The 24,808-nt window shown below is 69.6% G+C and carries 21 protein-coding genes and 1 pseudogene; 5 read left to right on the top strand and 17 right to left on the bottom strand.

Annotation, left to right across the window (positions count from 1 at the left end; genetic code table 11):
- Window positions 1-146 precede the first annotated feature (146 nt).
- Window positions 147-1,730 (bottom strand): CdaR family transcriptional regulator, encoded by a 1,584-nt coding sequence (locus tag OHA98_RS21125; protein WP_266928196.1) that lies wholly within the window; start codon window positions 1,728-1,730, stop codon window positions 147-149.
- A gap of 792 nt (window positions 1,731-2,522) precedes the next feature.
- Between OHA98_RS21125 and OHA98_RS21120 the strand changes: the two genes are divergently transcribed.
- On the top strand, window positions 2,523-4,073 hold the full coding sequence (locus OHA98_RS21120) for an alpha/beta hydrolase (RefSeq protein ID WP_266930833.1): 1,551 nt from the start codon (window positions 2,523-2,525) through the stop codon (window positions 4,071-4,073).
- Window positions 4,074-4,461: 388 nt separating this feature from the next.
- On the opposite strand, the gene OHA98_RS21110 is transcribed toward OHA98_RS21120, so the two are convergent.
- Both OHA98_RS21110 and OHA98_RS21105 read right to left on the bottom strand, forming a co-directional pair.
- Window positions 4,462-4,899, bottom strand: coding sequence for a carboxymuconolactone decarboxylase family protein (locus OHA98_RS21110; protein ID WP_266928195.1), 438 nt, complete (start codon window positions 4,897-4,899; stop codon window positions 4,462-4,464).
- Window positions 4,900-4,993: 94 nt separating this feature from the next.
- The gene (locus OHA98_RS21105; RefSeq protein WP_266928193.1) at window positions 4,994-5,827 is read right to left on the bottom strand and encodes an IclR family transcriptional regulator; all 834 of its coding nucleotides are present in this window, start codon (window positions 5,825-5,827) and stop codon (window positions 4,994-4,996) included.
- Window positions 5,828-5,871: 44 nt separating this feature from the next.
- On the opposite strand from OHA98_RS21105, the pseudogene OHA98_RS21100 reads away from it, so the two are divergent.
- Window positions 5,872-6,198 (top strand): annotated as a pseudogene (locus OHA98_RS21100) (hypothetical protein); the annotation flags it as partial.
- Here OHA98_RS21100 and OHA98_RS21095 read toward each other — a convergent pair.
- The 13 genes from OHA98_RS21095 to OHA98_RS21035 all read right to left on the bottom strand — a co-directional run bounded on the left by OHA98_RS21095 (window position 6,161) and on the right by OHA98_RS21035 (window position 20,503).
- Window positions 6,161-7,627, bottom strand: coding sequence for an aldehyde dehydrogenase family protein (locus OHA98_RS21095; RefSeq protein ID WP_266928191.1), 1,467 nt, complete (start codon window positions 7,625-7,627; stop codon window positions 6,161-6,163). The pseudogene OHA98_RS21100 and the gene OHA98_RS21095 sit on opposite strands and share 38 nt — an antisense overlap.
- Window positions 7,628-7,661: 34 nt before the next feature.
- Window positions 7,662-8,795, bottom strand: a complete 1,134-nt coding sequence (locus tag OHA98_RS21090; protein ID WP_266928189.1) for an NAD(P)-dependent alcohol dehydrogenase — start codon at window positions 8,793-8,795, stop codon at window positions 7,662-7,664.
- A gap of 256 nt (window positions 8,796-9,051) precedes the next feature.
- Window positions 9,052-10,296, bottom strand: coding sequence for an FAD-dependent monooxygenase (locus OHA98_RS21085; protein ID WP_266928187.1), 1,245 nt, complete (start codon window positions 10,294-10,296; stop codon window positions 9,052-9,054).
- A 10-nt stretch (window positions 10,297-10,306) separates the two neighbouring features.
- Window positions 10,307-10,930 carry a maleylpyruvate isomerase family mycothiol-dependent enzyme gene (locus OHA98_RS21080; protein ID WP_266928185.1) on the bottom strand — a complete coding sequence of 208 codons (624 nt, stop codon included), beginning with the start codon at window positions 10,928-10,930 and terminating at the stop codon, window positions 10,307-10,309.
- A complete protein-coding gene (locus OHA98_RS21075) occupies window positions 10,930-11,772 on the bottom strand; it encodes a fumarylacetoacetate hydrolase family protein (protein ID WP_266928184.1) in 843 nt (280 codons plus the stop codon). Before OHA98_RS21075 ends, OHA98_RS21080 begins: the two co-directional genes overlap by 1 nt.
- A gap of 1 nt (window position 11,773) precedes the next feature.
- Window positions 11,774-12,910, bottom strand: coding sequence for a cupin domain-containing protein (locus OHA98_RS21070; protein ID WP_266928183.1), 1,137 nt, complete (start codon window positions 12,908-12,910; stop codon window positions 11,774-11,776).
- A 137-nt stretch (window positions 12,911-13,047) separates the two neighbouring features.
- Window positions 13,048-13,227: a hypothetical protein gene (locus tag OHA98_RS21065; RefSeq protein WP_266928181.1), complete on the bottom strand. Its 180-nt coding sequence runs from the start codon at window positions 13,225-13,227 to the stop codon at window positions 13,048-13,050.
- A gap of 245 nt (window positions 13,228-13,472) precedes the next feature.
- Window positions 13,473-14,414, bottom strand: a complete 942-nt coding sequence (locus OHA98_RS21060) for an ornithine cyclodeaminase family protein (RefSeq protein WP_266928179.1) — start codon at window positions 14,412-14,414, stop codon at window positions 13,473-13,475.
- Entirely contained in the window at window positions 14,411-15,544 is a 1,134-nt protein-coding gene (locus OHA98_RS21055) for a pyridoxal phosphate-dependent aminotransferase (protein ID WP_266928177.1), read from the bottom strand. Before OHA98_RS21055 ends, OHA98_RS21060 begins: the two co-directional genes overlap by 4 nt.
- Entirely contained in the window at window positions 15,541-16,194 is a 654-nt protein-coding gene (locus OHA98_RS21050) for a transcriptional regulator (protein WP_266928175.1), read from the bottom strand. The genes OHA98_RS21055 and OHA98_RS21050 overlap by 4 nt, the downstream gene beginning before the upstream one ends.
- Before the next feature lie 151 nt (window positions 16,195-16,345).
- Window positions 16,346-17,614, bottom strand: coding sequence for an amidohydrolase family protein (locus OHA98_RS21045; protein ID WP_266928173.1), 1,269 nt, complete (start codon window positions 17,612-17,614; stop codon window positions 16,346-16,348).
- A 73-nt stretch (window positions 17,615-17,687) separates the two neighbouring features.
- Entirely contained in the window at window positions 17,688-19,166 is a 1,479-nt protein-coding gene (locus OHA98_RS21040) for a M81 family metallopeptidase (RefSeq protein WP_266928171.1), read from the bottom strand.
- A 29-nt stretch (window positions 19,167-19,195) separates the two neighbouring features.
- Window positions 19,196-20,503 (bottom strand): MFS transporter, encoded by a 1,308-nt coding sequence (locus tag OHA98_RS21035; protein ID WP_266928169.1) that lies wholly within the window; start codon window positions 20,501-20,503, stop codon window positions 19,196-19,198.
- Window positions 20,504-20,619: 116 nt separating this feature from the next.
- Here OHA98_RS21035 and OHA98_RS21030 point away from each other — a divergent pair, with 116 nt between their 5' ends.
- The gene (locus OHA98_RS21030; RefSeq protein WP_266928167.1) at window positions 20,620-21,654 is read left to right on the top strand and encodes an Lrp/AsnC family transcriptional regulator; all 1,035 of its coding nucleotides are present in this window, start codon (window positions 20,620-20,622) and stop codon (window positions 21,652-21,654) included.
- 82 nt (window positions 21,655-21,736) lie between these two features.
- Here OHA98_RS21030 and OHA98_RS21025 read toward each other — a convergent pair whose 3' ends face one another.
- The gene (locus tag OHA98_RS21025; RefSeq protein ID WP_266928165.1) at window positions 21,737-22,045 is read right to left on the bottom strand and encodes a hypothetical protein; all 309 of its coding nucleotides are present in this window, start codon (window positions 22,043-22,045) and stop codon (window positions 21,737-21,739) included.
- 674 nt (window positions 22,046-22,719) lie between these two features.
- Here OHA98_RS21025 and OHA98_RS21020 point away from each other — a divergent pair.
- The gene (locus OHA98_RS21020) at window positions 22,720-24,267 is read left to right on the top strand and encodes an NAD(P)/FAD-dependent oxidoreductase (protein ID WP_266928163.1); all 1,548 of its coding nucleotides are present in this window, start codon (window positions 22,720-22,722) and stop codon (window positions 24,265-24,267) included.
- A 64-nt stretch (window positions 24,268-24,331) separates the two neighbouring features.
- Window positions 24,332-24,784 carry a hypothetical protein gene (locus tag OHA98_RS21015; protein ID WP_266928162.1) on the top strand — a complete coding sequence of 151 codons (453 nt, stop codon included), beginning with the start codon at window positions 24,332-24,334 and terminating at the stop codon, window positions 24,782-24,784.
- Window positions 24,785-24,808 lie beyond the last annotated feature (24 nt).

Here is a 24,808-nt window from a genome sequence, read left to right as displayed (position 1 = left end):
GTTCGTCGGGCAGTGGTCGGAGCCGCTGAAGTCCACGGACCGAAGTGACCTCCGGCATGCCCGGCGTCGGCCCGCCGCGAGCACTGCCACCGCTGCCCGAACCGCGTCCCTCCGCTCCGCGGTCATCAGCATCCGCAACCGTGGCGTCATGGTGCGGTGAACCGGTCGCCGATGCGGAGCTGAATCCAGAGCAGGAGACGCTCATCCTGGTCGGCGAGGCTGAAGCGGAAGATCTCCTCGGCGCGCGTGATCCGGTATCGGCATGTGTTCGGATGCACGTTGAGCCGGCGGGAGGCGGCGGCGATGTCACTGTTGGCGTTCAGGTACGTGAGCAGCGTTCTGGCGTAGGCCGTGGCGTGCTCGCGGTCGTAGACCTGAATGGCAGGTCCCAGCCCTTGCGTCATCCGGGGATTGCCGGAAAGGTCCTCGGTCAGCTCCAGAAGGGTCGCGCTCGCCCGGACCTCGTCGATCGTGGCGACGGAGGGCAGGCCAGGCTCTGCCGGCCGCTCGGCGAGGACCTTCAGCACCACATCGGCATCCTGGCGTGAGCGGGCCGCCAGGTGCAGTCCGGCGACGTGGGAACCGAGTGCGGCATGGACGGGAATCCGAAGGGCGGACATCGCCCGCCGGGCGATGTTGGCCACGAAGCCGTGGTACGACTGCCCGGCAGGCCCCGCCGGCAACAGCGCGTAGACGGTGCCTTCGATCAGTGCGCACCCGTGCCGCCCGTAGTGCGCCTCGACGTACACGCTGACGAGGTCCGCCAGCCGAGCGGCCGCCTGCGCGGTGGCGATGCCATCGCCGCCGCAGGGCACAACGACGAAGGCGGCCACGGCCACGGAGACGTCCGGGTCCAGGCTGAGCTGCGGCGCCACGATGTTGACGGCAGCCGGGTCGGCCAGCAGCCGTCGGAGCACATCGGCGCGCTGGCGGCGGGCGACATCAGCGGCTGTACGCGCCGCCAGCAGGTGCAACGCCGCGGTCGCCGCGGCCTGCGAGAGGGCCTGCACGGCATCGTGGTCGAGAGTGCCGGCGTCGACCACCCAGATCGACCCGAGCAGTTCGCTCCCGGCGTGCACACTGACGGCAAGGCGGGGCAGGCCGATCGGGTCGGTGAACCTCTGAACCAGCGTGGTGCCGTGCACCTCGCGGTACAGCGCACCGTTCGCCGGGAGTTCGGGTACCTGCAGGCCGAGAATGCCCTGCCGTCGGTCTTCATCGATCGGCTGGTCGGGCAGAGTGGAGTACGCCAGGATCCGCTGGCGCGGATCCTCGATGGTCGTCGCGCCGCCAACCATGGCCGCGATCGCGTTGGCCAGGGCGAACAGGTCCCCGACGGCCGGCGCACCGGCCCCATGAACGGTGCGCCCGGTTTCCGCCAGGACGGAGGAGACCAGGGCATCAAGATGATGCCAGGCAATGTCCTCGTCCGCTGCCAGAAGCGAGATCCCTGCCTCCGCTGCGGTGGCCACCAGCCGGCCGGCCGACTCGCCGTAGCGCTTGATGACCAAGCATGTGTAGCCGGCCAGCGCCGCCTGCCCGAGCAGCTCGGCTGCCTCGACGCTCGAAGGCCGCACGCCCACAGCGAAGAGCATGGCGTTGCGCATCGGGGGCAGCGGCGCGCGCGGTTCGTGGATCAGTGCGCCGGACACCGGTACATCGGCTCCGTCCCGCGCAGTCAGAAGGTGCAGCGGCGCCGGTCCCAGCGCTTCGAGGATGTGCCTGAGCACCGCTGTCCTCATCCGAAGACGCACTCCCTGTTCGGATTGCTTCCCAATATTTCGTCCGCGGCATCCGGCTGCGGCCCGGCGGGAGCCTGTCGCTCATCGAATGTCGGCCCGACCTCGTCGCGAGTCACCTGGTGGGTGGGGTGATCGCCCCCATCTGCGGCACGCGTGAGCGCGAGAAGGACCGGGACGCCGGCATGGTTCGCAGGGCGTCGGCACGGATGGGCGCCGATCGCGGAAAGCGGGAGTTCGCGCGGTGCGCCGAAGTGCTCGCGGAGCGGGGCGAACCGAGTCGGTTCGGCCCCAACTGCGATGAAATTACTTTCCGTCACGTAGTAGCCTTCCTGAATCGATCGAATGTATAGCGATCGAAGCAAGTTCGATAGGGGAGGGGTCGTGAGTTTATGTCGCGCGCGAATCGCTAAATATCGAACCTCTGTGCGATTCGGATGGCAAGGGTGTGCGGCAAGGGCGGCAAGAGCGGGCGGTCGGGACGGTCGCCGGCGTGCTCGGATTCTCCGACGGCACGGACGTCACCGACCCTCACGCGCACCGCCACGTGGCAGGAACGACTCCAGCGGTCCTACGCCGCATTCGTCGGATGCCCACGGTCCCCACCGCCACCCGACCCACGCCGCCGCCGCGTCAGGAGATGCGGGAACCAGTGCCTGGCATCGCCCTCGCGCCCAGTGGTGCGGCAGTTGCCGTACCCAAGGGGAACGCGGCGCGACAGCAGGTACTCGACCGCAACACGCAGCACCTCAAGGAGGTTTCGTGATCACATCCAGCACCGCCATGCGCCGCACCTCGGCCGTGGGGCTCGCCCTCGCCGCCTGCCTCGGCACCGCCCCCACCGCCACGGCAACTGCGGCTCCCGCCGCGCCGAAGTCCGAGGCCCGGCTCGACCGTTACTACGACCAGCGCCTGATCTGGGGCAGCTGCGCCAACGGCCCGGGCGACACCATGGGCCGAGATCTGGACAGGGCGGGCGTGCAGTGCGCGGAGGTCACTGTGCCGCTCGACTACGCCGCCCCCCGGGGCCGTACGATCACGGTCGCGATATCCCGGCTCAAGGCCACGGATACCCGGCACCGCATCGGCTCGATCCTGCTCAACAACGGCGGTCCCGGTGGCACCGCCCTTGAGTCCCCGCCGGAGTTCCACGCGCGGATGAAGACGGTCGGCCCGCGTTACGACATCGTCGGCTTCGACCCGCGCTTCGTCGGCCGCAGCACCCCGCTGGACTGCGGTCTGCCCGTGGGCACCAATCTCTTCTCGGCGGGTCTCAGCCGGGCGAGCTTCGAGCGCCAGGTCGTCCTCCAGAAGGATCTGGCCGACAAGTGCCGTGCCACCAACGCCTCCGTGCTGCCGCACGTCAGCACCCGCAACACGGCCCGAGACATGGACGTCATCCGCGGCGCGCTCGGAGAGAAGAAGATCTCCTACTTCGGCTACTCGTACGGCACCTATCTGGGCACCGTCTACACACAGATGTTTCCCGGCCGCAGCGACCGCATGGTCCTGGACGGTGCCATCGACCCACGCAAGTTCGGCCCCCAGTTGCTCAAGGACGCCGTCGGCGAGAACGAGCAGGCGCTCGCCGACTGGGCGACTTGGACTGCCGCCCGCAATGACACCTATGGCCTCGGCCGCACCCGCGCCCAGGTCCTCGCCACCATCGACCGCGTCATCAGGGCATCCGCGCGTGGCCCGCTGACCGTCGGTACCGCCCCGGAGAGCTTCCAGCTCGACGACACCCGGATCCCGTTGATCCTGGTCGCCGGACTCGACAGCGACACCGAAACGTCCCGCGCGGCCCTCGGCGAGCAGGTGTCCGAGCTGAAGAAGGCCGCGGCCGGGCAGCTGACCCGGCTGTCACCGCAGTTCGCCGCGATTCTGCGGTTCACGATGACCGCCGAACAGTCGCACCACGGCAGCGTGCAGTCCGCGGTCATCTGCGGAGACCGGGCGGCCCCGCGCGACCCCGAGGTCTACTGGCGGGACATCGAGCGCAGCCGTGCCGCGTCCCCGCGCTTCGGCCCGCTGGCCGGCAACATCAACCCGTGCGCTTTCTGGGACCGGCCCCGCGAGGAGCCCACCGAGGTGAAGCACGACGCGAAGCTGCTGATCGTGTCCGCCACCGGCGACCCGCGCACCCCGCACACGGGTGCCGTCGCCCTGCACGGTCTGCTGCCGAGCTCCAAGCTGGTCACCCTCAGGGGCGCCAACCGGCATGCGGTCTACGGCGTCTACGAGAACGCCTGCGTCGACAACAAGGTCAACCGGTACCTGGCCACCGGCAAGCTGCCCGTCAATGACCGGACCTGCTCCAAGCAGGCCGGGTAGCGCTGTGACCGGATGGGTTCGCCGGTCACGTGGTTCGGGACGTCGCCGGGCCGGGCGGTACGCAGTGACCTCGGCGCGGCCGGCGTGCCGGCGGCACCCTTCCTGCAGTGGTTGACGCCCCACGGGTGTCGCCGCCGGTCGAGCAGCAGATGCGGAAGGACCGCACGCCGTGCGTGCGGTGGTAGGTGGCCAACCACAGGCCATGTACGGGAAAGGAGCGTCCGCAGCCGCCTTCGTCGGCCTCGGACGCTCCTCACCCCGAGCCAGGGTCCGACCGCCGCAGGTCCGGGCCGCAGTGCGTCGGCCTCGGACTTCGCAGGGATCGGTCATGGCCGATCAGGAGTCCTTCCGGGACGAGCGGGACGTTGCCCACGGCATCGCACCGGCTTCAGGGGGCGACCCGATAGTGGCTGCTGATGGCGACCCGATTCCAGGCGTTCATGACGATCGCGAGCCAGCTGACTGCGGAGACCTGCTCGTCGGTGAGGGAACCGTCGTCCCAGGTGTGCCGCTCCGGGACGTTCAGTTCGGTGACCTGCTCGGCCAGGGCGAGGGCCGCGCGTTCCTGGGCGGTGAAGTACTGCGACTCCCACCAGGCGGCCAGGACGGCGAGGCGGTCGGTGCTCTCGCCCTTGGCGAGGGCGTCGCGGGTGTGCATGCGCAAGCAGAAGGCGCAGCCGTTGAGCTGCGAGACCCGGATTCGCACCAGCTCGGCGAGCAGAGGATCGAGCCCCGCCTCCCGCGCGGCGGTGTCGGCCTGGGCGTCGAGCGCCCCCAGGCTCTTATAGGTGTCAGGGTGCTGCTTACCGAGGTTCACGGTGCTCATGGTCTTCCTTACTGAGGTGCGTTCGTTCATGTGGCGGTGGGCCTGGTCGTCATCAGGCCCGGGGTGAACATGGCGGGTGCTCCGTACAACGGCCTCACCTCGCCGGCGATCGGTTCGCGTCGTCCGTCCCCGAGCCGCTGGGGCAGTTCGGCGAGCCGGGCATGGCAGAGCTGGCCGAGGAAGGAGACCACCCGGCCGCGAGGTCGCTTTCGATCCTTGTTGTGGCGGCGGACATGGCCCCCACCAGGGTGGGCAGCATGTCCCGGTCGAACCGGGCCGTCGGCATGGCGAGCGACAGGCCCGCCTCGGGCTCGCCGACCGGGTTCCGGATCAGCATGCCCACGGCGGTCAGGCCGGTCTCGGTGCGCTGGTCGTTGATGGCGAAGCCGCGCTTGCGGACGAGAGCGAGTTCGCGCTTGAGCCGGGGAAGCTCGATACCGTCCACACCGTCGTACAAGGCGGTCAGCCGGTCCGGCGGCAGCGCCGCGAGGATCGGCTTTCCCCCTGACGCCATATGGGCCGGCAACGACCGTCCTACGCGGTCGCCGACACGGAGGATCTGATGGCATTCGACGGTGGCGATGAACCGGACCTCCGTCCCCGCGAGCACCATCACGTTCGCGGACTCCTGCGTCTCGCCCACCAGGCGCTGCAGATGAGGCAGGGCGACCCTGCGGAGCAGTACCACCGGTGCCTCGGACATCTCCACAGGCCGAAGTACCTTGCCGGCACGGTATCTGCGGTCCGGCATCTGCTCTGCGAAGTCCCGGTAGACCAGCATCGCGAGCAGCCGGTGCGCGGTGGAGTCAGAGACACCGAGGCGTTTGGCCGCATCGGTCACCCGCACCGGGCCCTCCTGCTGGAGCAGGGAGGCGAGGTGCAGGGCATGGTCCACGGAAGTGATCGAGTACGACGGTTTGTTCTTCACAGCAGAAGCAATTATCCCTCACGGCACAAGAACGGACAGGTTGCGGTCTGGGCCCGTACGAAGTGCGTCGCCGTCCGGGCCGGTGCCGGCACATCACCCCGGCCATGCTCGCTCACGCCTTCCTGGCCGCCCTCCTCGCAGCCCGGACCGCCGAGAGAGGTAGTGGTGGCAGATGGCGTCACCAGCACTGCCCCCTCTCACCGTGGTGGATGTCCGGCGACTCCCCGATGTTCTGCTTCCTCGCCCCGAGCCCCACGCAGGACCAGTTCAGGCAACGATTCCCGACCGGAGTACGGGCGCCACGGATCAGGTGCCACTCGTCCCGGCGGAGCTTCAGAACGGATAGCGCTCGATGTCGCTCTGGAGCGTGACCCACTGTGTCTCGGTGAAGGTCTCCATATTGGCGTTCGGCCCCCCGAACCGTCCGCCGGCCCCGGACCCCTTCCAACCGCCGAAGGGGGCGACCGCCTCGTCATCGACGGTCGAGTCATTGATGTGGACCGCGCCCGAGTCGATGCGGTCGGACAGCTCGAACGCGGCGTACGCGTTCGACGTCAGGATCGACACCGACAGGCCGTACTCGGAGGCGTTGATGATCTCGATCGCCTCGTCGACGTCGTCGTAGAGCTGGATCGGGGCGACCGGGCCGAATATCTCCTCCGACCAGGCAAGGTTGTCGGATGTGACGTCGGTGAGCACCGTCGGCCGGTAGTAGAGGCCGTCGTAGGCACCACCGGCCGCGAGGGTTGCGCCCTTGGCCACGGCCTCGGTCACGACGCTGTGGACGCGGTCGCGCTGCCGGGTGTCGATGAGCGGGCCGAGCGCGTTCGAAGCGTCGGACGGGTCACCGACGCGCAGGTTCTCGGCCTTCTCGCACAGGGCGGCGACGTACTCGTCGGCCAGGGAACGGTGCACGAGGTGACGTCCGGTTGTCATGCAGATCTGGCCCTGGTGCAGGAAGGACCCCCACGCTCCGACGGACGCCGCCGCCTGGACGTCGGCGTCGGGCATGACGAGCGTCGCGTTGTTGCCGCCGAGCTCGAGGTGCACCCGCTTGAGCAGGGACGCAGCGGCCTCGCCGATCTTGCGGCCCGCCGCGGTCGACCCGGTGAAGGAGATGCAGGGCACGTCCGGGTGGCTCACGAGCGCCGCCCCGAGGTCGCCCCCACCCGGCAACACGTGCAAGACGCCGTCGGGCAGGCCGGCCTCGGCGAGCAACTCGGCGAGCGCGAGGCCACCGGAAACGGGGGTGCGCGGGTCCGGCTTGAGAATCACGGCATTGCCGAGCGCGAGGGCCGGTGCGACTGAACGCATCGCAAGAACCGCCGGAAAGTTGAACGGCGCGATGACCCCGACAACACCGAGAGGCACGCGACGCGCCAGCGAGAGACGCGGCTTGACCGACCGCAGGATCTCGCCGTTGGGGTGCGAGGCGAGCGCCGCGCACTCCTGCAGTTCGGAGACCACCAGCCCCACCTCGAAGCCGGCTTTGCCCAACGCGGAACCCGCCTCGGGGACCAGGACATCCTGCAGCCGGGCCGGATCGGCTGCCAGGAGCGCTGCGGCTTTCATCATCACCGCGGCTCGCTGGGTGTAGGAAGCCTTGGCCCAGGCTCGCTGTGCCGACTTGGCGCTCGCCACAGCGGTGTCAAGGTCGGCCCGGGTCGCGCTCGCCACTTGGCCGACCGCCTTGCCCGAGCCCGGTGCGATGACGGTGATCTTCTCGCCCGAGCCCTCCCGCCACCCGTCGGAGTAGAGCTTGCCGTCCCAGACCGGGCTCTCGTTCAGTTCCGGAGTCATGGTGTCGTGTTCCTTCCTCGATCGTCGATGATGGTCAGGCAGTGGGTTCGGGCATCTTGACCACGGGCTTGATGACGTCGCCGCGGTGGCTCGCCCGCAGCGCCCCCTCGATGTCCTCGAAGTCGAAGGTCTCGACGAGCTCGTCGAACGGGAACCTGCCCTGCCGCCACAGGGCCAGCAGCGCAGGGATGAGCCGCTGGGAGCGTCCGCTGCCGCCGAGGGTGCCGACGATCCGCTTGCCGAAGAGGGTGCGGAAGTGGTCGGCGGTGAAGCTCGCGCCGGCCGGCGCGCCGCCGATGAGGATAGCCGTCCCCAGCATTCCGATGGTGTCGATCGCCTGCTCGACGACCTTGATGACACCGGTGCAGTCCAGGGCGTAGTCGGCCGTCCCGCCGACGATCTCCTGGACGGCCGCGACCACGTCGGCCGTGCTGCCGGCGTTGACGACATGAGTGGCGCCGTATCGCCTGGCCAGTGCGAGACGGGAGTCGTGGACGTCGACGGCGACGATTGTCGTGGCGGGGGTGTTCCTGGCTGCCATGATCGCGGCCAGCCCGACGGCGCCGACGCCGAAGACAACGATGCTGTCACCCACCTGTGGCCGGGCGGTGTTGAGCACGGCCCCTGCGCCCGTGGCGATGCCGCAGGCGAGTGGCCCGGCGATCTCCAGCGGGACGTCGTCCGGAATGACGACGGCCTGGCTCGCCGTCGCGAGCGAGTGGGTGGCGAATGACGACTGTCCGAAGAAGTGACCCGACACAGGCGAGCCATCGAGGCGCCGGTAGCCAGAGGTGCCTGCCCTCTCGCCGGTGAATCGCACGCCGGACACGAGGGCAGGGGCGATGCTCAGGCAGTAGCGGGGCTCGCCCTCCAGACAATGCTTGCACTCACCGCAGAACGGCCAGCCGAGCACGACGTGGTCACCGACGGCCGGGCTCGTGACGCCGGGGCCGACGGCCTCGACGACGCCGGCACCCTCGTGACCGAGCACGCCCGGCAGCGGGAGCGGCATGCCGCCGCTGCGGGTGTTGGCGTCGGTGTGGCACACACCCGAGGCAACGATGCGTACGAGGATCTCGCCCGGCCCGGGGGCATCGATCTCGAGGTCGGTGCAGGTGAAGGGAGCGCCGACCTCCTCGACGACGGCGGCACGGATCTGCATGCTCATGGCCTTCCCTTTCGTGGAGAGTGTCCCGACCCTCGTGGAAACCGCGGTGCTCGCGGCTCACGGGCCGGGGTGAATGGCGGGCGGTCGCTGGTGACCGCTGGTGACAGTGAGGCTTCAGCCCGCTGGTGGTGGCGGTGGAGTTGTTTCATGGCCCGAGGTCCCGGACACACGACCCGACCGGTGTCCGGCCTCGCGCACACACCCCGCCGGCAAGGCCGGTCCGAGGCGGATGCCTCGGAACAGTCCTGCGTCCCTCTCATTGCGGCACGGTCTCGGCGCTGGTCAAGGGGATGGCCCGGTACATCTCCGGCTCGTCCTCGGGGAACAGCGCGGTCGGGCCGAAGATCCAGTCGGTGAAAGCGTAGTCGCGCGTGTTCCGCGACCGCAGAACGGCGTTGCGCTGCTCGCGCCGCACTCCGTCGAGATGCCACAGCTCGCCCCAGGCCCGCGCGGTCAGCACCACGCGGCGGCAGTGCTCCGGCCGGACCGCCTGGTACGCCGCCAGTACTGAAGCCCAGTCCACACCCGCGGGCGTCTGGTTGCGCGCGACATGTGAAGCGAGCACCCAGCCGTCCTCGATCGCCATGATCGCGCCCTGCGCCATGTACTGCAGGGGCGGGTGCGCGGCGTCGCCCAGCAGTGCTACCCGGCCGTAGACCCACTGGTCGATCGGGTCGCGGTCGTACATCGGCCACCACCGGTCACGCCACAACCTCAGCAGCCCCTGCCGCACCTGCTCGCAGGTGCCCTCGAACGCGGCGTCGAGCTCGTCCGGCGCCCCCCATCCCTCGACACCGGCCAGCGCCTTCGGCGACTCGAACACGGCGACCTGGTTGAACATCTCGCCGCCACGCAGCGGGTACCGCACGAAGTGACAGCCCGGCCCGACGTACACCGCGACGGCATCCTCGTCGACCTGGTCGGCACGGGCCTGCTCGATCGGCACCGTGCCCCGGTAGGCGACGTACGACGACGACACCGCCGGGTCGCCGACGTACTGCCGACGCGCCACCGAGTGCAGTCCGTCGGCCGCGATCACCAGCGGCGCCGTCTCGACGCGCCCGTCGGCGAGCCGCACCGACGCGGAGCCGACGCCCTGCTCGTAGCCGACGACCTGCTGGTCGTTGAGCAGCTCCACACCGGTCCTGCGGCAGGCATCCAGGAAGAGGCCGTGCAGATCGGAGCGATGGATCACGACGTACGGGAAGCCGTAGGTCCGCTCCAGGTCGCGCAGGTCGAGCCGGGTCAGCTCCGAGCTGTCGACGCCGTCGAACATGATCATGTCCGCCGGCGCTACGCCACGCTCCAGCACCTGGTCGAGGAGGCCGTACTCGTGCAGGATCCGGGTGCAGTTCGGTGCGATCTGCAGTCCCGCGCCGACCTCGCCGAACTCGGCGGCCCACTCCAGCACGCGCACCGCGAGCCCCTGGCGGCGCAGCGCGAAGGCGGTCGAGAGGCCGCCTATGCCGCCGCCGACGACAATGACATCTGGATTGCTCATGCTTCTCCTCCTACAGCCACGGGCCGAGCTCGGGGGCCTCGGCGAGGGAGTACGGGCGGCCGGCCAGGTAGGCGGCGCGGTCGGGCAGCGGTCCGTCGGGCACCGTGTCGAGGCCGCGCTTGGCCTTGATGTCGACGACCAGTGCGGCCAGGAACTCCTCGGGCAGATCCGCGAAGCCGATGCCGGTGGCCAGGTCGACCGCGTGCACGCAGATCTCGCGGCTGCGCATCCATGGGATCTCGCCGGCCGGCACGGTCCTGCCCTGGGCGGTGACCACCTCGGCCTGCCAGCGCTCGAACGGCAGCACTGCCATCGCTGTCTCGAGCCGCTCGGCCGACTCGTGGGTCCACGCGGTGAGTTCCGCGGCGGGCAGCCGCGCACCACGCGCGATTCCGGCGGCACGTTCCTCGAGCGAGGCGTACATCGGGGTCTCCTCACCGGTGGCGGCCCAGTGCACCAGGTTGCGGAGTGCGTCGGCGTTTGCCGCCACATGTGCGACGAGGTGCCTGCGGGTCCATCCGGGCAACCCGCTGGCGGCGTCGTACGACGCCGGGTCGAGGCCGTCCACCGAGGCGAGCAGCAGCTTCGTGCCCTGCTGCATCCAGCCGCGGGCGTCTGTCCATGTGCGTGACATCAGGACTCCTCGACGATGACGTTGGTGCACGCGCCGAGCCCTGCGATCTCGGTGACGACGGTCTCACCACCGGCGAGGTAGATCTTGGGATCGCGGGCGTGGCCGACGCCCGCCGGAGTGCCGGTGGCGATCAGGTCGCCCGGGTTGAGCCGGGTGATCGTGGAGACGTACCGCACCAGGAAGACCGGGTCGAAGAGCAGCGTGCCGGTGTTGTCGCGTTGCATCACCCGGCCGTCGACGGTGGTCGACACCTCCAGCGCGGGCCGCACGCCGCCCACCTCGTCGGGGGTGACCAGGTAGGGTCCGACCGGCGTGGAGGAATCCCAGATCTTGCCCTGGGTCCACTCGATGGTGCGGAACTGCCAGTCGCGCATCGACACGTCGTTCATCACCGTGAAGCCGGCGATCGCGGCAGCGGCCTCGTCCTCGCTCGCGCGCCGCACCGGCTTGCCGATCACCACGACCAGCTCGACCTCCCAGTCGAGCGCACCGGTCTCGGCCGGCTTCTCGATCGGGTCGTTCGCGCCGGTGAGAGTGTCGGCGAACTTCGGGAAAAGAGTCGGGTACGACGGCAGTTCCCGACCCATCTCCTTGATGTGGCCGGAGTAGTTGTGGCCGACGCAGATCACCTTCGAGGGCTGCGGCACGACCGGCGCGAAGTCCGCGCCCTCGACGTCGTACGTCGCGGCGCCGGACGCGACAGTGCGGGCGGCCGCGATCCCGGCCCAGTCGGGCTGTGCGAGCAGCGTGCCGAGGTCGGCCTCACCGAGGTCCACGAGGACGCTGCCCTCCAGCTTGACGGCGCGGGTCGCGTCAGGGGTGCGGATGGTCGCGAGTTTCATCTCAGATGTCTCTCTTGTCGGTGCGGTCGAGCTGAAGTGCTTCGAAGACGGGGGAGTCGCTGAACCGGAAGAGGTCCAGCGCGCCGGAGTCGGAGTCGGTGTCGCCGGCCTCGGACTTCACCGAGAACGGTGCCCACGAAGGGACCACGAAGAGGTCGCCGCGGGTGACCGACCAGGTCGAGTCGCCGACGGTGACGGTGCCGGAGCCGTCGAAGACCTGGTACACGGACGAGCCGGTCTCGCGCGTCGGCGCGGTCTCCGCGCCGCGCACGATGCGGTGGAACTCCGCGCGGATCGTCGGCAGCACATCGGCGCCGTTGTGGGGGTTGGTATAGCGGACCGCGGCATGGCCGGGCTCGACGGTGCCTCCGTGGTTCTCTGCCTCCATGGCAAGCTGGTCGGCCAGCGCCCGATCGGTGAACTCCCACTTGTAGGCCAGTAGGGGCGAGCCCGGAGCGACCGCGCCGACCGACAGCGGACGCAGGCCGGGATGGCCCCAGAGCCGCTCGGAACGCGACCGCTCCGGCGTCGTGCGCTCGCTCTCACTGATCTCGTCGCGGCCGAACTCGAAGAACTGCGATTCGGTGACGTACTGGAGCGGGATGTCCAAGCCGTCGATCCATGCCATCGGCTCGGCCGTCGCGTTGTGGTGGGCGTGCCAGTTCCAGCCGGCCTGCGGCAGGAAGTCGCCGCGTCGCATCGGTACCGGGTCGCCACCGACAACGGTCCACACGCCCTCGCCCTCGACGACGAACCGGAACGCGTGCTGGGTGTGCCGGTGCTCCGGCGCGTCCTCGCCGGGCATCAGGTACTGGATCGCCGCCCACAACGTGGGGGTCGCGAACGGGCGGCCGCCCAGGCTCGGGTTGGCGAGCGCGATCGCCCGGCGCTCACCACCACGGCCCACCGGCACCAGGTCGCCGGCCTCCGCCGCGAGTCGGCGCAGGCTCTGCCACCGCCACACATGGGGTACGGCGCGCGAGCGCGGACTGGCCGGCATGAGGTCGCCGATCTCCGTCCACAGCGGGACCAGCAGCTCCTGCTCGAAGCCGTGGTAGAGGTTCTTGAGCGCGGGGGTGACATCGGGCTGGCCAGGGGCATCGACCGCCTGGATGCGGACGGGTGAGGTGATGGTCATGAGTACCTCTCGATCGGTGGGTCAGCGCGCCGTGGCCATGACCACGCCGGAGGCGGGCCGAGCGACGATGTACGTGACGAGGAGCAGGACGGCGGACACGGCGGACACGGCGGACACGGCGGCGAACACCGCACTGGTCAGCGCGTTCGCCGGCGTGGCGGGACGGTGGCGGCGTGGACAATGAGGTCGTAGCCGTCGTAGCCGTCGTAGCCGCCGTAACCGCCGTGGACGGCGATGAGCCGACAGGGCACCGGCACCGGGCCGGACGGGCTGCGCCGCACGGTCTCCATCGGTTGTGGGGTGCGCTGCGTGGTCATGGCCACAGGATGTCGTCCGTGCTGCGGAATGGGACACAAGATTCTGCAGTGCGGAATGTGAAGCCGGAAGGACGAGCTGCCGAAGGAGGCCTCGGTCACAGCTCAAGGCCGCCCTGGTCCTGAACGGGTTCGAGTGGGCTGAACCATGGCGGCGTTTCGAAGTGGTGGTGCTTGCGCAGCCACCTTTCCAGTCTCTTGGGCCGATCCGGCGGAGGGCAGCCGGCGTTTGGCCGCTGCTCAGGCGACTATGGGGCCAGCTCGCGCAGGACGGCCGCAGCGAGTGCCGCGTCGAGTGCGCCGACTCCGGTGAGGTCCGCGACCGTGATCGCACCGTCCGGCCGCTCGACGGGCCTGTCGAGCAGGAGACCGATGGGTGTGTCGCCGGTGTGGGTCGTGGACCCGGCTCGCACGGCGTGGCCGAAGTCGCCGTGGTCCAGGCACTGCTGGTGGTCGTCGGTTGCGACCAGTGCCGCGCGGGCGAAGAGCGCCGGCGGCAGTTCGTTCTTGTGAGGCATGTCGGTGCCGATGCCGGTGACGTGCGCGCCCGCGCGGACGTCACCGGCCTGCAGGACCGGGACCGTCGCCGGTGTGGTGGTGACGACCATGTCGGCTGCGGCCGCCTCGTCGGCCGCGGCAGGCCGGGAGTGGAGCCCGACGGCCTCGAACTTCTCACACAGCGACCTGGTTCTGTCCCGGCTGCGGCCATGGACGAGCACCGTGTCGATCGGGCGGAGCCGGGCCAGCCATTCAGCCTGGAGGCGGGCCTGTTCTCCGGTGCCGAACACGGCCAGGGTGGCGGCGTCGGGGCGGGCCATGGCGTGGGTTGCCAGGGCGCCGGCGGCGGCGGTGCGCCAGGCGGTGAGCAGGCCCTGGTCGTCGAGGATCGCGCGGATCCGGCCGGTGCGGGCGCTGACGACGCAGACCAGGCCGTGGTTCGTGGGCAGGCCGGCGTCGGGGTTGCGGTAGAAGCCGGTGGCGATCTTCACGGTGAAGTCGGGCGTGTCGGTGATCCATCCGGCCTTGACATGGCAGTCGCCGTCGGCGTGGGGGAACGGCAGGTGCAGCGGTGGCGGCACGGTGGTGCGTCCGTGGGCGTGGGCGATCAGCGCGTCGCGGACGGCGGCGAAGACCAACTCCGGGGTGGTGGCGCGCTTGATCGCGGAGGTGTCGAAGACGAGTGGGGTCACCGGTTCGCCCGCAGCCACTGGGCGAAGGCGGCCAGGCCCTCTTCGGGGTCGGCGCGGCCGACGCCGATGCGGAAACGGTCGGTGGGGGTGGGAGTGAGTTCGGAGCGGTAGAGGCCGGCGGGCAGCAACAGGACGCCGGCTTCCTCGACCAGCCGGGTGCAGAACTCCTCCACTCCGTCCGGGCCGAGGTAACGGGGGTAGGCGACGCAGCCGCCGTCCGGCGCCCGCCAATCGAAGAGGTCGGCGAATTCGGCGAAGAAGGCGTCGAAGAGCGGCAGGTTGCGCGCGATGAGTGCCCGGTTGCGGTCCAGGATCGTGGCGCGGGCCTTGAGCGCGATGCGGGCCAGGACCTCGCTGGGGGCGGAGTTGCAGATCGTGGTGTAGTGCTTGGCCCGCTCCAGGCGGGACAGCAGCTCCCGGTCGCGGCAGGTGATCCACCCGATCCGCAGGCCCGGCAGGCCGAGCGACTTGGAGGTGACGTTCAGCGACAGGGCGCGGCCGGACAGGTCGGCGGCCTGCGGCAGGGTGCGCGCCGGGTCGCGTTCCAGGCCGCGGTAGACCTCGTCACTGAACAGGTGGATGCCGCGCTCGTCGCACAGCCGTGCCAGCTCGGCGAAGTCGGCTGCGCCGATGACCTTGCCGGTGGGGTTGTTCGGGAAGTTCACCGAGACGACCCGGGTGTTCGGGCGGATCGCCGCCCTCACCGCATCGAGGTCCAGGGCCCAGTCCCGGTCGGGGTCAAGGGCGACGCCGGTGACGTCGCACAGGGCGAGCGGAACGGTCTCGGCCGCCTGGTAGTTCGGGGTCACCACCACGGCGTGGTCGCCCGCGCCCAGCAGGACGTTCATCGCCAGGTAGAGCGCCTCCTCGGCGCCGGCGAAGCAGATCACGTCGGCCGCGTCCGCCCGCTCGTACATCCCGGCGATCGCCTCGCGCAGGGCCGGGTCGCCGTAGGTCTCGGTGTAGCCCAGCGAAAGGTTCTCGAACGCGGCACGGTCCTGGTCATCGGCCAGGGCGAGCAGCTCGCCAAGGGTCATGGTCTGCACGTCGGAGGCGGTCAGGTGGTGACGCGCGGTGAACTCCCACCGGGAGAAGTAGGTTTCCAGGCGGAAGTCGGGCAGCCGGGTCATGGTGTGTCGTCCTTCGTACGGGGTGCTCGAAGTTCGGCCAGCAGGCCGTAGAGGGTGGAGCGGGAGACCCGCAGGGCCGCGGCGACGACGGGGGCGGCGCGGCGCACCGCGAAGACCTTGGCCCCGTCCAGGCGGGCGAGGACGGCCAGGCGGTCGGCGCGGGTCAGCCGCTCGACGGGGCGGCCGCACTCGCGCACGTACGCGCCGACGATGTGCTGGACGCGGTCGTTCCAGTCCTGCTCGAACAGAGGCTCCGGCCGGGGCGTCGCCGGGGCGCCGAACGCGGACAGCACGGCTGCGGCCTGCTCCAGCGGCGTGCGGTCGAGGTTGACGCACAGCACCGCGGCGGCCTTCCCGTCCGGCTCGCGCAGGACGGCGCTGACCGATGAAAGCCGCCGGCCGTCTGCGAGCAGCTTCTCGTACGGTCCGAACACGTCCCGCGCCGACGGGTCCAGCCTGTCCAGCTCGCCCAGCAGCGAAGGGTCCCCGGGGCCGCGGGAGCCCATCGGATTCCAGATCGCCAGGATCCGGTCCGTGTCCGGGTCGTGCAGGACCACCTCGGCATACGGGCCGAGCAACAGCGCGACGGCCTGGCCCACGGGCGCCCACATCCGGACCCGATGGTCTGTGCTTTCTTCAGCAGTCTCCACGCTCTGGACCATACGTCCACATCGGACTGTCCGTCCAGAACTGTTCGGAGCCGCTCGGCTGTACGTCCGTGAAGTGGAATGGCCCGGTTCGGCGGGCCGCGCTCTGTCGAGGTGGCTCAGGGGCGCCGCGCCCCGACGGGAACCCGAAACCCTACGGACCACCGACAAGGTCGAGTGTTGACCGGTGCATGACCTGACCGGCCTTCATCGCTAGCCTCAGATGCTTGTCCGGTCGGGCGAGTACGGTGACATTCTCCAGCGGATCGCCTTCCACCATCAGAATGTCGGCATGGGCGCCGGGCGTGATCTCGCCGATGAGGCCTTCCAGACCGACGAGCCGTGCGGCCACACACGTGGCGGAACGAATGATGTCGATGGGAGGCTGGACTTCGGCACGGATCGTGAATTCCTCGGCCTGGTGCACGTGCATGCCGCCGAGCAGGTCTGTGCCGAAGACGATCTCGACGCCACCGCGGTGGGCCAACTCCAGGGCCCGCAAGCCGTGTTCCAGCACGTGGGAGACCTTGCGATGGCTGTCGGCCGGCAGGCCGTGCTGTGGTCCCTCGGCGGCCAGTGTCCGGTAGGTGACCAGGGTGGGTACGTAGAAGGCCTTGTGCTGCTTGAACAGCTCGATGCTGGTCTCGTCGAGCAGGTTGCCGTGCTCGATGCTGCGCACGCCGAGTCGCAGTGCGCGGTTGATGGCGCGTGCGGTGTAGGCGTGGCCCGCGACGTACCGGTTGGCAGCCTCCGCTTCCTCGACTGCGGCGCGGATCTCGTCGAGCGACAGTTGGGTGGAGTCCACCCTGTCGGTCGGGGAGGCGACCCCACCGGACAGCATGAGCTTGGTGTGGTGCGCACCGGTACGCAGCTGATCACGGACGGTCCTTCGGATCTGGTCCACACCGTCGCACACCACGCCGACGGCCGGGCAGTGGGGGTGCTCGTCGGCCACGGTCCGGCCGCGGTGGCGCATGTCGGCGTGGCCACCGGTCTGGGAGATCGCCTTCCCCCCGAACAGCAGGCGCGGGCCGGGCAGGTACCCTTCGCCGACCGCCTCGGCCAGGCCGTAGTCGGCGCCGCCCATGTCCCGCACGGTGGTGAAGCCACGCCGCACCATGCCCCGCAGGATGTGACCCGCCCTGGCGGTCACGTAGGCCGGCGACCACTCCGCCTGTGCGGAGAGGTCTGCGGTGCACGCGGTCACATGCACGTGGGCGTCGGTGAGTCCGGGAAGGACCGTGCGCCCTCCTGCGTCTATGACGGTGCTTTCGGCCAGCGCCTTCACCTCGCTGCCGCCGACCTCGGCGATCACATCGCCGGTGATGAGGATGCTCGCCCCTTCGGCGTATGTGCCGGCGTGGACATCGAGGACTCTGGCATTCCTGATCAAGGTGCTGGTCTGTCCGGTTCTGCTGGTCACGACGACTCCTCTGGGTGGTGGCTCGTTGTCGGGCCGCCTTCCCGGCGGTGGGCGCCGGGGCGGCCAGGGACCGTCATGGCGCCGTCGGGCCCAGCGGGCTCGTCCGCATGCCCGGTCGCAGATGCCGCCACGGCAGGTCGGCCGGGTTCGCGGGAATCGGCCCCGGTGCCCCTGCTACGAGGACGGCTTCGGCGTGGGGCTCGAAGTCGGCGCGGAAGTGGACCGAGCTCTTGACCACGATGATCCGTTCCCGTTCCGGGCGGATTCCGAGCATGTGGAGCTGGCTTCGGTCGATGAGCTGCACCTTCCGGCTCGTCACTCCCACTCGTACGTCGTCGATGCGCAAGCAGGCGCTCGGGCCGGAGTCGATCTCGGTTCCGTGCATCATCGGACCTTCGAAACGGCACCGGCCGTCGGAGAGGTGCTCGACGACGAACATCCCCTCGAACGGCTCGGCGCCGGGGATGCCGGGGTACCCGCCGAGCGTGATGCCGATGGCCCTGCCCGTTCCGGCGGCATGTGCCGCCGCCGCGGCGGCGGGGTCCCAGACGGCGGCCAGGACGGCGGACACCCGGGCTTCCGCCAGTGTGCGGAGCATGCCGGTCGAACGGGCGTCACCGCCGGCGCCGGGGTTGTCCTGGGTATCGGCGATCACCACCGGGCGGGTGGCGTCATCGGCCATCCGGTTCGCTTCGGCGACCGCTACGGCAGGCGGCAGCAGACTCACCTGCCAGTCGGCCTCCCGTCGCACGATGTCCTCGTAGAGCGTGTCGAGCCGGCCCCGCAACGCGTCGACGTCGCTTCCGTACCCCCAGACAACCGGACCGCATTCGGGGAAATCCGTGGCAGGAAAGCCTGCCGCGAAGGACAGGATGGTCCCGTCCCCCTCCCCGCGGCCGAGGCTGCGGTAGATGTCCCGGGCAGGTCCCATGTCGGTGCAACCGCTGTTCACCGGGATGAGGAAGGGAATCCTTCTCCACCGGAGGTGAAGCCGTTCGCCGGCGCACAACCGCCGCAGTAGCGCGGCGGCCCGGCTGCCTGTCTCGGCCATGTCGACATGCGGGTACGTACGGAGGCCCACCGCGGCGTCCACAGTGGACATCATGCGTTCGGTGACGTTGGCGTGCAGGTCCAGGCTCACCACGATGGGGACGTCGTTCCCCACGACCGCGCGCAGTCGGCCGAGGAGTTCGCCTTCTCCGTCGTCATGGTGTTCGGCCGCCATCGCGCCGTGCAGGTCGAGGTAGATCGCATCCGGCCGAATGGCCTGTGCCGCATCGAGGATCTCGCCGGTGATGCGCTCGTAGGCGTCGCGGGCGACCCGTCCGGACGGGCAGGCCGCCGCCCAGATCACGGGCACGATGTCCCAGTCGTAGGCCCGCGTGGCGGAGAGGAAGCCGCCCATCGCGATGTTGACGTTCGCCAGTTCGTGGAGTGCCTCGCCCCGTCGCAGTGCGGGGAATCCCTCGCCGTTGACGAAGCTGTCATAGGTGGCAGGTGTTGCGGAGAAGGTGTTGGTCTCGTGCTGGAACCCAGCGACCATGATGCGCATTTGCCGTTCCTCTCGTTCGGTGGATGCCGTCAGCGGTTGCGGGCGGGGAGGCGGTTCGCGGCGATGCCGACGCCGCCAGCCAGCAGCATCCCGACCAGGACGAGCAGGCCCGTGTGGTTGGAGCCGGTGCTCTCCTTGAGGTAGCCGAGCAGTGCCGGACTGATGAACCCGCCGAGCAGACCGATGCTGTTGATGAGCGCGATGCCTCCTGCGGCGGCGGTCCCGGACAGGTAGGCCGACGGCATCGACCAGAACACCGCGTACGAACCCCAGCTGCACGCGGTCGAGACGGCGATCGCCGTCATGGCGAGCGCGAGCTGGTCGGTGGTGAACGCGGCGACGGCCATGAACACCCCGGCGGTGATCGCCGGGACCGCGCTGTGCAGCCGGCGTTCCCCCAGCCGGTCGGATCTCCTGCTCAACGCGATCATCGCGATGATCGCGGCGGCGTACGGCAGCGCGGAGTACAGGCCGATCGTCATGGTGCTCTCGACGCCGCTGTCGGAGAGGATCGTCGGCAACCAGAAGATCACCGCGTACATCCCGCCGATCAGGAAGAAGTAGCTCAGCGAGAGGCCGTACACGCGCGGATCCCGCAGTACTTCGCGGAACTGCTGTTTGCCGTGCGGGTTGTGCCCGGCGGCGATGTCCCGGGCCACCCTTGCCTTCTCCTCGGCGCCGAGCCAGGAAGCCTGGGCCGGAGAGTCCGCCAGGACGCGCCGGACGACCAGTGCGAGCAGCACCGAGGGGACCCCTTCGAGGAGGAACATCCAGTGCCAGCCGGCCAGGCCCCACGCACCGTCCAGTGCGGTCATGATCCAGGCGGAGACCGGCCCGCCGATCATGGAACTGATGGGCCCGGCGAGCATGAACAACGCCGTGGGCGCGGCCAGTCGCGCGGGTGGATACCAGAAGCTGAGGTACAGGATGACACCTGGCGCGAAGCCGGCCTCGAACACACCGAGCAGGAAGCGCAGGACCAGGAAGCTGGTCGTGTCATGGACGAAGAGCATCGCGCTGGACGTCAGGCCCCACAGGAGCATGATCCGCACGAGGGTCTTGCGCGTGCCGATCCTGGCCAGGATCAGGTTGCTGGGCACCTCGAACAGGACGTAGCCGAGGAAGAAGATGCCGGCCCCGAGACCGTAGGTGGCCTCGCTGATCCCGATGTCCTCGGACATCTGGAGCTTCGCGAAGCCGATGTTGACCCGGTCCAGAGCCGCGAACACGTAGCAGATCAGCAGCAGTGGCAGCAGTCGCCTGCTGATCCTGCGGTACAGCGCATCCTGACGGACGTCCCGTCCGTCACCCTGATCGACGCTGGTTGTGTGGTCCATCGTGCACTTCCGTCCTGAATACCTCACGGAGGGGGGCCTGTGTCGTCACAGCCTCGATTCGATGCCGCACTGGGTCCCCGAATTGATGGATACTGACTTTCAAGGGGGTCTGGATGATGAGAATCGACGCTGAGACCGGAGAGCTTGACGAGATCGATCTCGCCCTCGTGGACGCGCTTCAGATCAGCCCGCGGGCGAGCTGGACGAAGCTCGGTGAGGTGCTGGGACTCTCTCCGATCACCCTGGCCCGTCGATGGCGGCGGCTCGTGGACGACGGTGCGGCGTGGGTGAGCATCGGCATGAGTGACGCTCGCAGTCGCGGTGCGATCGTCGAGTTCACCTGCGCGCCCGGCACGGAGATGTCCGTCGCGATGCAGCTGACGCGTCAGCCCTACGTCACCACTGTCGGCATCACGAGTGGCGACTACCACGTGTTCGCCAACATCGCCACGCCGACCTTGGCCGGCACGACGAATGTGCTGCTGAACGGCTTGCCGCTGTCGCCGCACGTGATCCGGACGCGCAGCCACGTTTTCGGCAGTCTCTTCGGCGGAATGGTGTGGCGCCTCGGCGTGATGAACAGTTCCCAGACCGAGCGGATTCGCGAGGCCATCGGTCCGCCGCCGCGGGAGATCCGTCCCTTCGGCCCGCTCGACCGGGCGTTGTTCCTCGCGCTCGGCCGCGACGGACGGCGTGCCTATGCCGATCTCGCCGACGAACTCGGCACCACACCGAAGGCGGTGCAGCGCCGGCTGGACCGGCTCCGCCGGAACGGCGACATCGCGTTCCGCTGCGATGTCGCCCGGGAACTCGCCGGATGGCACACGATGGCACTGCTGTGGCTGACTGTCCCGGACATGGATCTGCGGGCCGTGGGACATCGGGTGGCGAGCTGGCCGGAAACCCGTATGTGCGCGGCCGTGGCCAGTCCGACCAACCTCGCTCTCTTCGTCAATCTGCGGTCCTTCGAGCACCTTGAGGACGTGCTGATCCGGATCGCCACGAAGTGCCCGGGCGTCGCCGTCACCGAACGACGGCTGGTGCTGCGGCAGGTGAAGGTCTACGGCCGCCTGGTGGACGAGAGCGGCCGGTGCGTCGAGGTGGTCCCGCCCGATCCCTGGGCAGCGGACCCCGGGGGAACGGCCGGCTGACTCCGCTGGAACCTGCTGTGCGTACGTGTACGCGTACGGAACGGGACCGGCCTCCCCCGAGTGCCGGAAACCGGCCAGTACATCAATCCGCGCAACCCTCGTTCCGTCCGCTCGGGGTGGGGCCCGCATCGTGAACGTCATCCGCCCGGACCGGTCCCGCGCCCGGCCGACGTACGGGAATGGCGGCCGTGAGTTCCTCGGGAGTCACCGCGAGGGCCTGGGCGAGATTGGCCGTGAGCGCGGCGTCCAGGCCGTCGGACACGGCGAAAGCGGCGATGATGTGGATCGAGCTCCGGGTGTCGGCGGACTCGGTGTCGTGTCCGGCCCGTCGGCAGCGATGCAACAGCCAGCGGGCGAAGCTGTCGTGGGCAGGCTCGTCGTGGTTGGGCACGAGCGGTTCCTTTCCTTCCGGTCGCCTGAGGGCCGTGCGCGAGCAGTTGGTTTCTTGAACGGCCGACCTTGGAGCGGCCCTTGCGAACGTGCCTGCGACAGCGGCGGATCAGTGACGGCCGATGGCTGACGAGCGGATGGTGAAGGGGTTCGTCCCGGCCGGTCCGGCACGGAGGCAAGGGCTTCGGTCTTCGCCCGCCCGGCTGTGGCGTACGCACGGACCGGGTCCACGGTGTGCGCGGGGCAACCGCATCGTGGCGGCCCCATGGACGACCGCGGTCGTCGCGTACGTCGAGGCATAGCTTCCCGGCCAACCGGACAGCTCCTCGGCCCGCTTTGGTCTGGGCCGATGCCGCGTGTCCTGCCCGGCTCCCGCACCGGAGCTGCCCCTGAGCCGAGCCCGGGGCCGGCGCCCATGCCCACCACGGTCTCGGCCGCTTCGTGCTTCCTGTCCGTCACTCTCGCCCCACCCCCGATCCCGCCGGGTCCGGCGGATGGCGGGTTCCTCATTCACTTGCTCTCTCTGATCGGATACGATCGAATGCTATACGATCGGTTTTAGATCGAGCAGAATGTTGATGGAGGAGGATCATGACCAACCCACAGCGCCCGGACACGGCTCCGCGCGGACCGGGGGCCGTGCCGCAGGCTCACGGCCCCGTGCAGGGGGATGCCATGAGCGCACGCCACGTATCCGTGGTCATCGTCGGCGCGGGTTTCTCAGGGCTCGGTACGGCCATCCGGCTGCTGCAGGAGGGCCACCGGGACGTGCTGATACTGGAGCGGGCCGACGAGGTCGGCGGCGCATGGCGGGACAACACCTATCCCGGGTGCGCCTGCGACGTTCCCTCGCGCCTGTACTCGTTCTCCTTCGCGCCCAATCCCGCGTGGAGCCGGCGCTTCGCTCCGCGCGAGGAGATCGGGCAGTACCTCAGGCGCTGCGTCGACGAGTACGACCTGAAGCCGAATCTGCGCCTCGGCTGCGAACTGCAACGCGCTGCCTGGGATTCCGAGCGGCAACGCTGGGACCTGCGGACCAGCACGGGTCCGCTCACCGCAGGGCTGCTGGTACTGGCCCAAGGCCCACTGTCGGAGCCGGCCGTTCCGTCGCTGCCCGGACTCGACGGTTTCACCGGCGAGGCGTTCCACTCCGCCAGGTGGAGGCACGACCTGGATCTGCGATCCAAGCGGGTGGGAGTGATCGGGACCGGCGCGAGCGCAATCCAGTTCGTCCCTCATCTGCAGCGCACGGCACGGCAGGTGACGGTCTTTCAGCGCACTCCTCCGTGGATCGCGCCGAGGCGCGACCGGGTCATCCCGCTGTGGCAGCAACGTCTGTTCCGGCTGGCACCGCCGCTGCAGCGACTGGCTCGCGGCTGGGAGTATCTGGCCCGGGAGGCGACGCTCCCCGCTCTGCTCGGCAACCGCACCATGTCCGCACTCGGTCAACGCGAGGCGCTCGGCCATCTGCACCGTCAGGTCGCGGACCCGGGAATGAGGGCCAAGCTGACCCCGGACTACGAACTGGGCTGCAAGCGTGTCCTGCTGTCCGACGACTACTACCCGGCCTTGGTCCAGCCCAATGTCGACGTGGTCACTGATCCGATCACGAGCATCGGGCCCGATGCGGTGCTCACCGCGCCCACCGCCGCGGCGCGGGACGGAGAGGCCATCGCCGAGCACCCGGTGGACGTGCTGATCTACGGAACCGGATTCCGCGTCACCGACGCGACGTACGCGCAGCAGGTCATCGGTGCCGAGGGGCGGTCCCTGAGCGAGGTCTGGGAAGGCAGCCCGCAGGCCCACCTCGGCACCACGGTCGCGGGATTCCCCAATCTCTTCCTGATGGCGGGTCCCAACACCGGCGTAGGACACACGAGCCTCATCTACATGATCGAGTCGCAGATCGACTACCTGCTCAGCTGCCTGCGGCTGATGCGCGGCCGGGGCCTGACCGCCGTGGAAGTGCGGGCCGAGGCCCAGCACGCCTTCAACGCGGAGCTGCAGAGCCGGATGGAGCCCACCGTCTGGGCCGCCGGCGGCTGCGTCGGCTGGTACCAGGACCGCACCGGTCGTATCACGTCCATCTGGCCCGAACCGACATGGCGATTCCGTCGTCGCACACGAGCCTTCGACCCGCGGCAGTACGTGCTGACGGCGAAGGACGCCGCCCCACCGCGTCCGCAGCCGTCAGGCCGGGCCGCACTGAACTCTGAAGGGTGAGTCCAGGATCGTGACGCGTCCTCGTGCCCGCACCGGCCGGAGGGTCCCGCTCAGGGAGTTGATCGTGCCCACCGCGCTGAGCCGTACTCCGGCCACCCGCCTCTTCGCCGCCGAAGCGCTGAGCGCGGTCCTGTTCTCGGTGCCGATGCTGTTGTTCACCACGCCCAGTCACCCCAGAGTGCCCGAATGGTTCCAGTTACTGGGGCTCGTCCTCCTGCTCACGATGATCGGCGCCACCGTGCACACGTGGCGGCGGACCATCGCCGACGAGCTGATACCCGCCGGGCGAACGGGCCCGGCGGCCGGGGGAGCCTGCGAGCGTCTGCGTGAACAGCTCAATGCGGAGCGCCGGTTGCGCCGGCTGCTGATCCTCTATCCAGCCGTGCTGGTGCTGCTGCTGCCGGTCCCCGATACCTGGGTGACCTTCTGGTTCTGGTCCACGCTGGTGGCGGCCGTGGCCGGGCTGATCTCGCTCGGCCTGCTGCTGCGCGCACCCGGCCGTCGCGGGCGTACGTGATCGGGTCCGTCGCCTGTGCCCGAT

The sequence above is a fragment of the Streptomyces sp. NBC_00654 genome, assembly GCF_026341775.1.
Taxonomy (GTDB): Bacteria; Actinomycetota; Actinomycetes; order Streptomycetales; family Streptomycetaceae; genus Streptomyces.
This window is presented reverse-complemented; position numbering and strand designations above follow the sequence as displayed.

What these genes read in the sequence shown, in the direction of transcription:
- OHA98_RS21120 (WP_266930833.1), top strand. Translation starts at nt 2,523, where the DNA reads ATGCGCCGCACCTCGGCCGTGGGGCTCGCCCTCGCCGCCTGCCTCGGC.
- OHA98_RS21110 (WP_266928195.1), bottom strand. Translation starts at nt 4,899, where the DNA reads ATGAGCACCGTGAACCTCGGTAAGCAGCACCCTGACACCTATAAGAGC.
- OHA98_RS21095 (WP_266928191.1), bottom strand. Translation starts at nt 7,627, where the DNA reads ATGACTCCGGAACTGAACGAGAGCCCGGTCTGGGACGGCAAGCTCTAC.
- OHA98_RS21090 (WP_266928189.1), bottom strand. Translation starts at nt 8,795, where the DNA reads ATGAGCATGCAGATCCGTGCCGCCGTCGTCGAGGAGGTCGGCGCTCCC.
- OHA98_RS21085 (WP_266928187.1), bottom strand. Translation starts at nt 10,296, where the DNA reads ATGAGCAATCCAGATGTCATTGTCGTCGGCGGCGGCATAGGCGGCCTC.
- OHA98_RS21080 (WP_266928185.1), bottom strand. Translation starts at nt 10,930, where the DNA reads ATGTCACGCACATGGACAGACGCCCGCGGCTGGATGCAGCAGGGCACG.
- OHA98_RS21075 (WP_266928184.1), bottom strand. Translation starts at nt 11,772, where the DNA reads ATGAAACTCGCGACCATCCGCACCCCTGACGCGACCCGCGCCGTCAAG.
- OHA98_RS21070 (WP_266928183.1), bottom strand. Translation starts at nt 12,910, where the DNA reads ATGACCATCACCTCACCCGTCCGCATCCAGGCGGTCGATGCCCCTGGC.
- OHA98_RS21065 (WP_266928181.1), bottom strand. Translation starts at nt 13,227, where the DNA reads ATGACCACGCAGCGCACCCCACAACCGATGGAGACCGTGCGGCGCAGC.
- OHA98_RS21055 (WP_266928177.1), bottom strand. Translation starts at nt 15,544, where the DNA reads ATGACCCGGCTGCCCGACTTCCGCCTGGAAACCTACTTCTCCCGGTGG.
- OHA98_RS21040 (WP_266928171.1), bottom strand. Translation starts at nt 19,166, where the DNA reads ATGCGCATCATGGTCGCTGGGTTCCAGCACGAGACCAACACCTTCTCC.
- OHA98_RS21035 (WP_266928169.1), bottom strand. Translation starts at nt 20,503, where the DNA reads ATGGACCACACAACCAGCGTCGATCAGGGTGACGGACGGGACGTCCGT.
- OHA98_RS21030 (WP_266928167.1), top strand. Translation starts at nt 20,620, where the DNA reads ATGAGAATCGACGCTGAGACCGGAGAGCTTGACGAGATCGATCTCGCC.
- OHA98_RS21020 (WP_266928163.1), top strand. Translation starts at nt 22,720, where the DNA reads ATGAGCGCACGCCACGTATCCGTGGTCATCGTCGGCGCGGGTTTCTCA.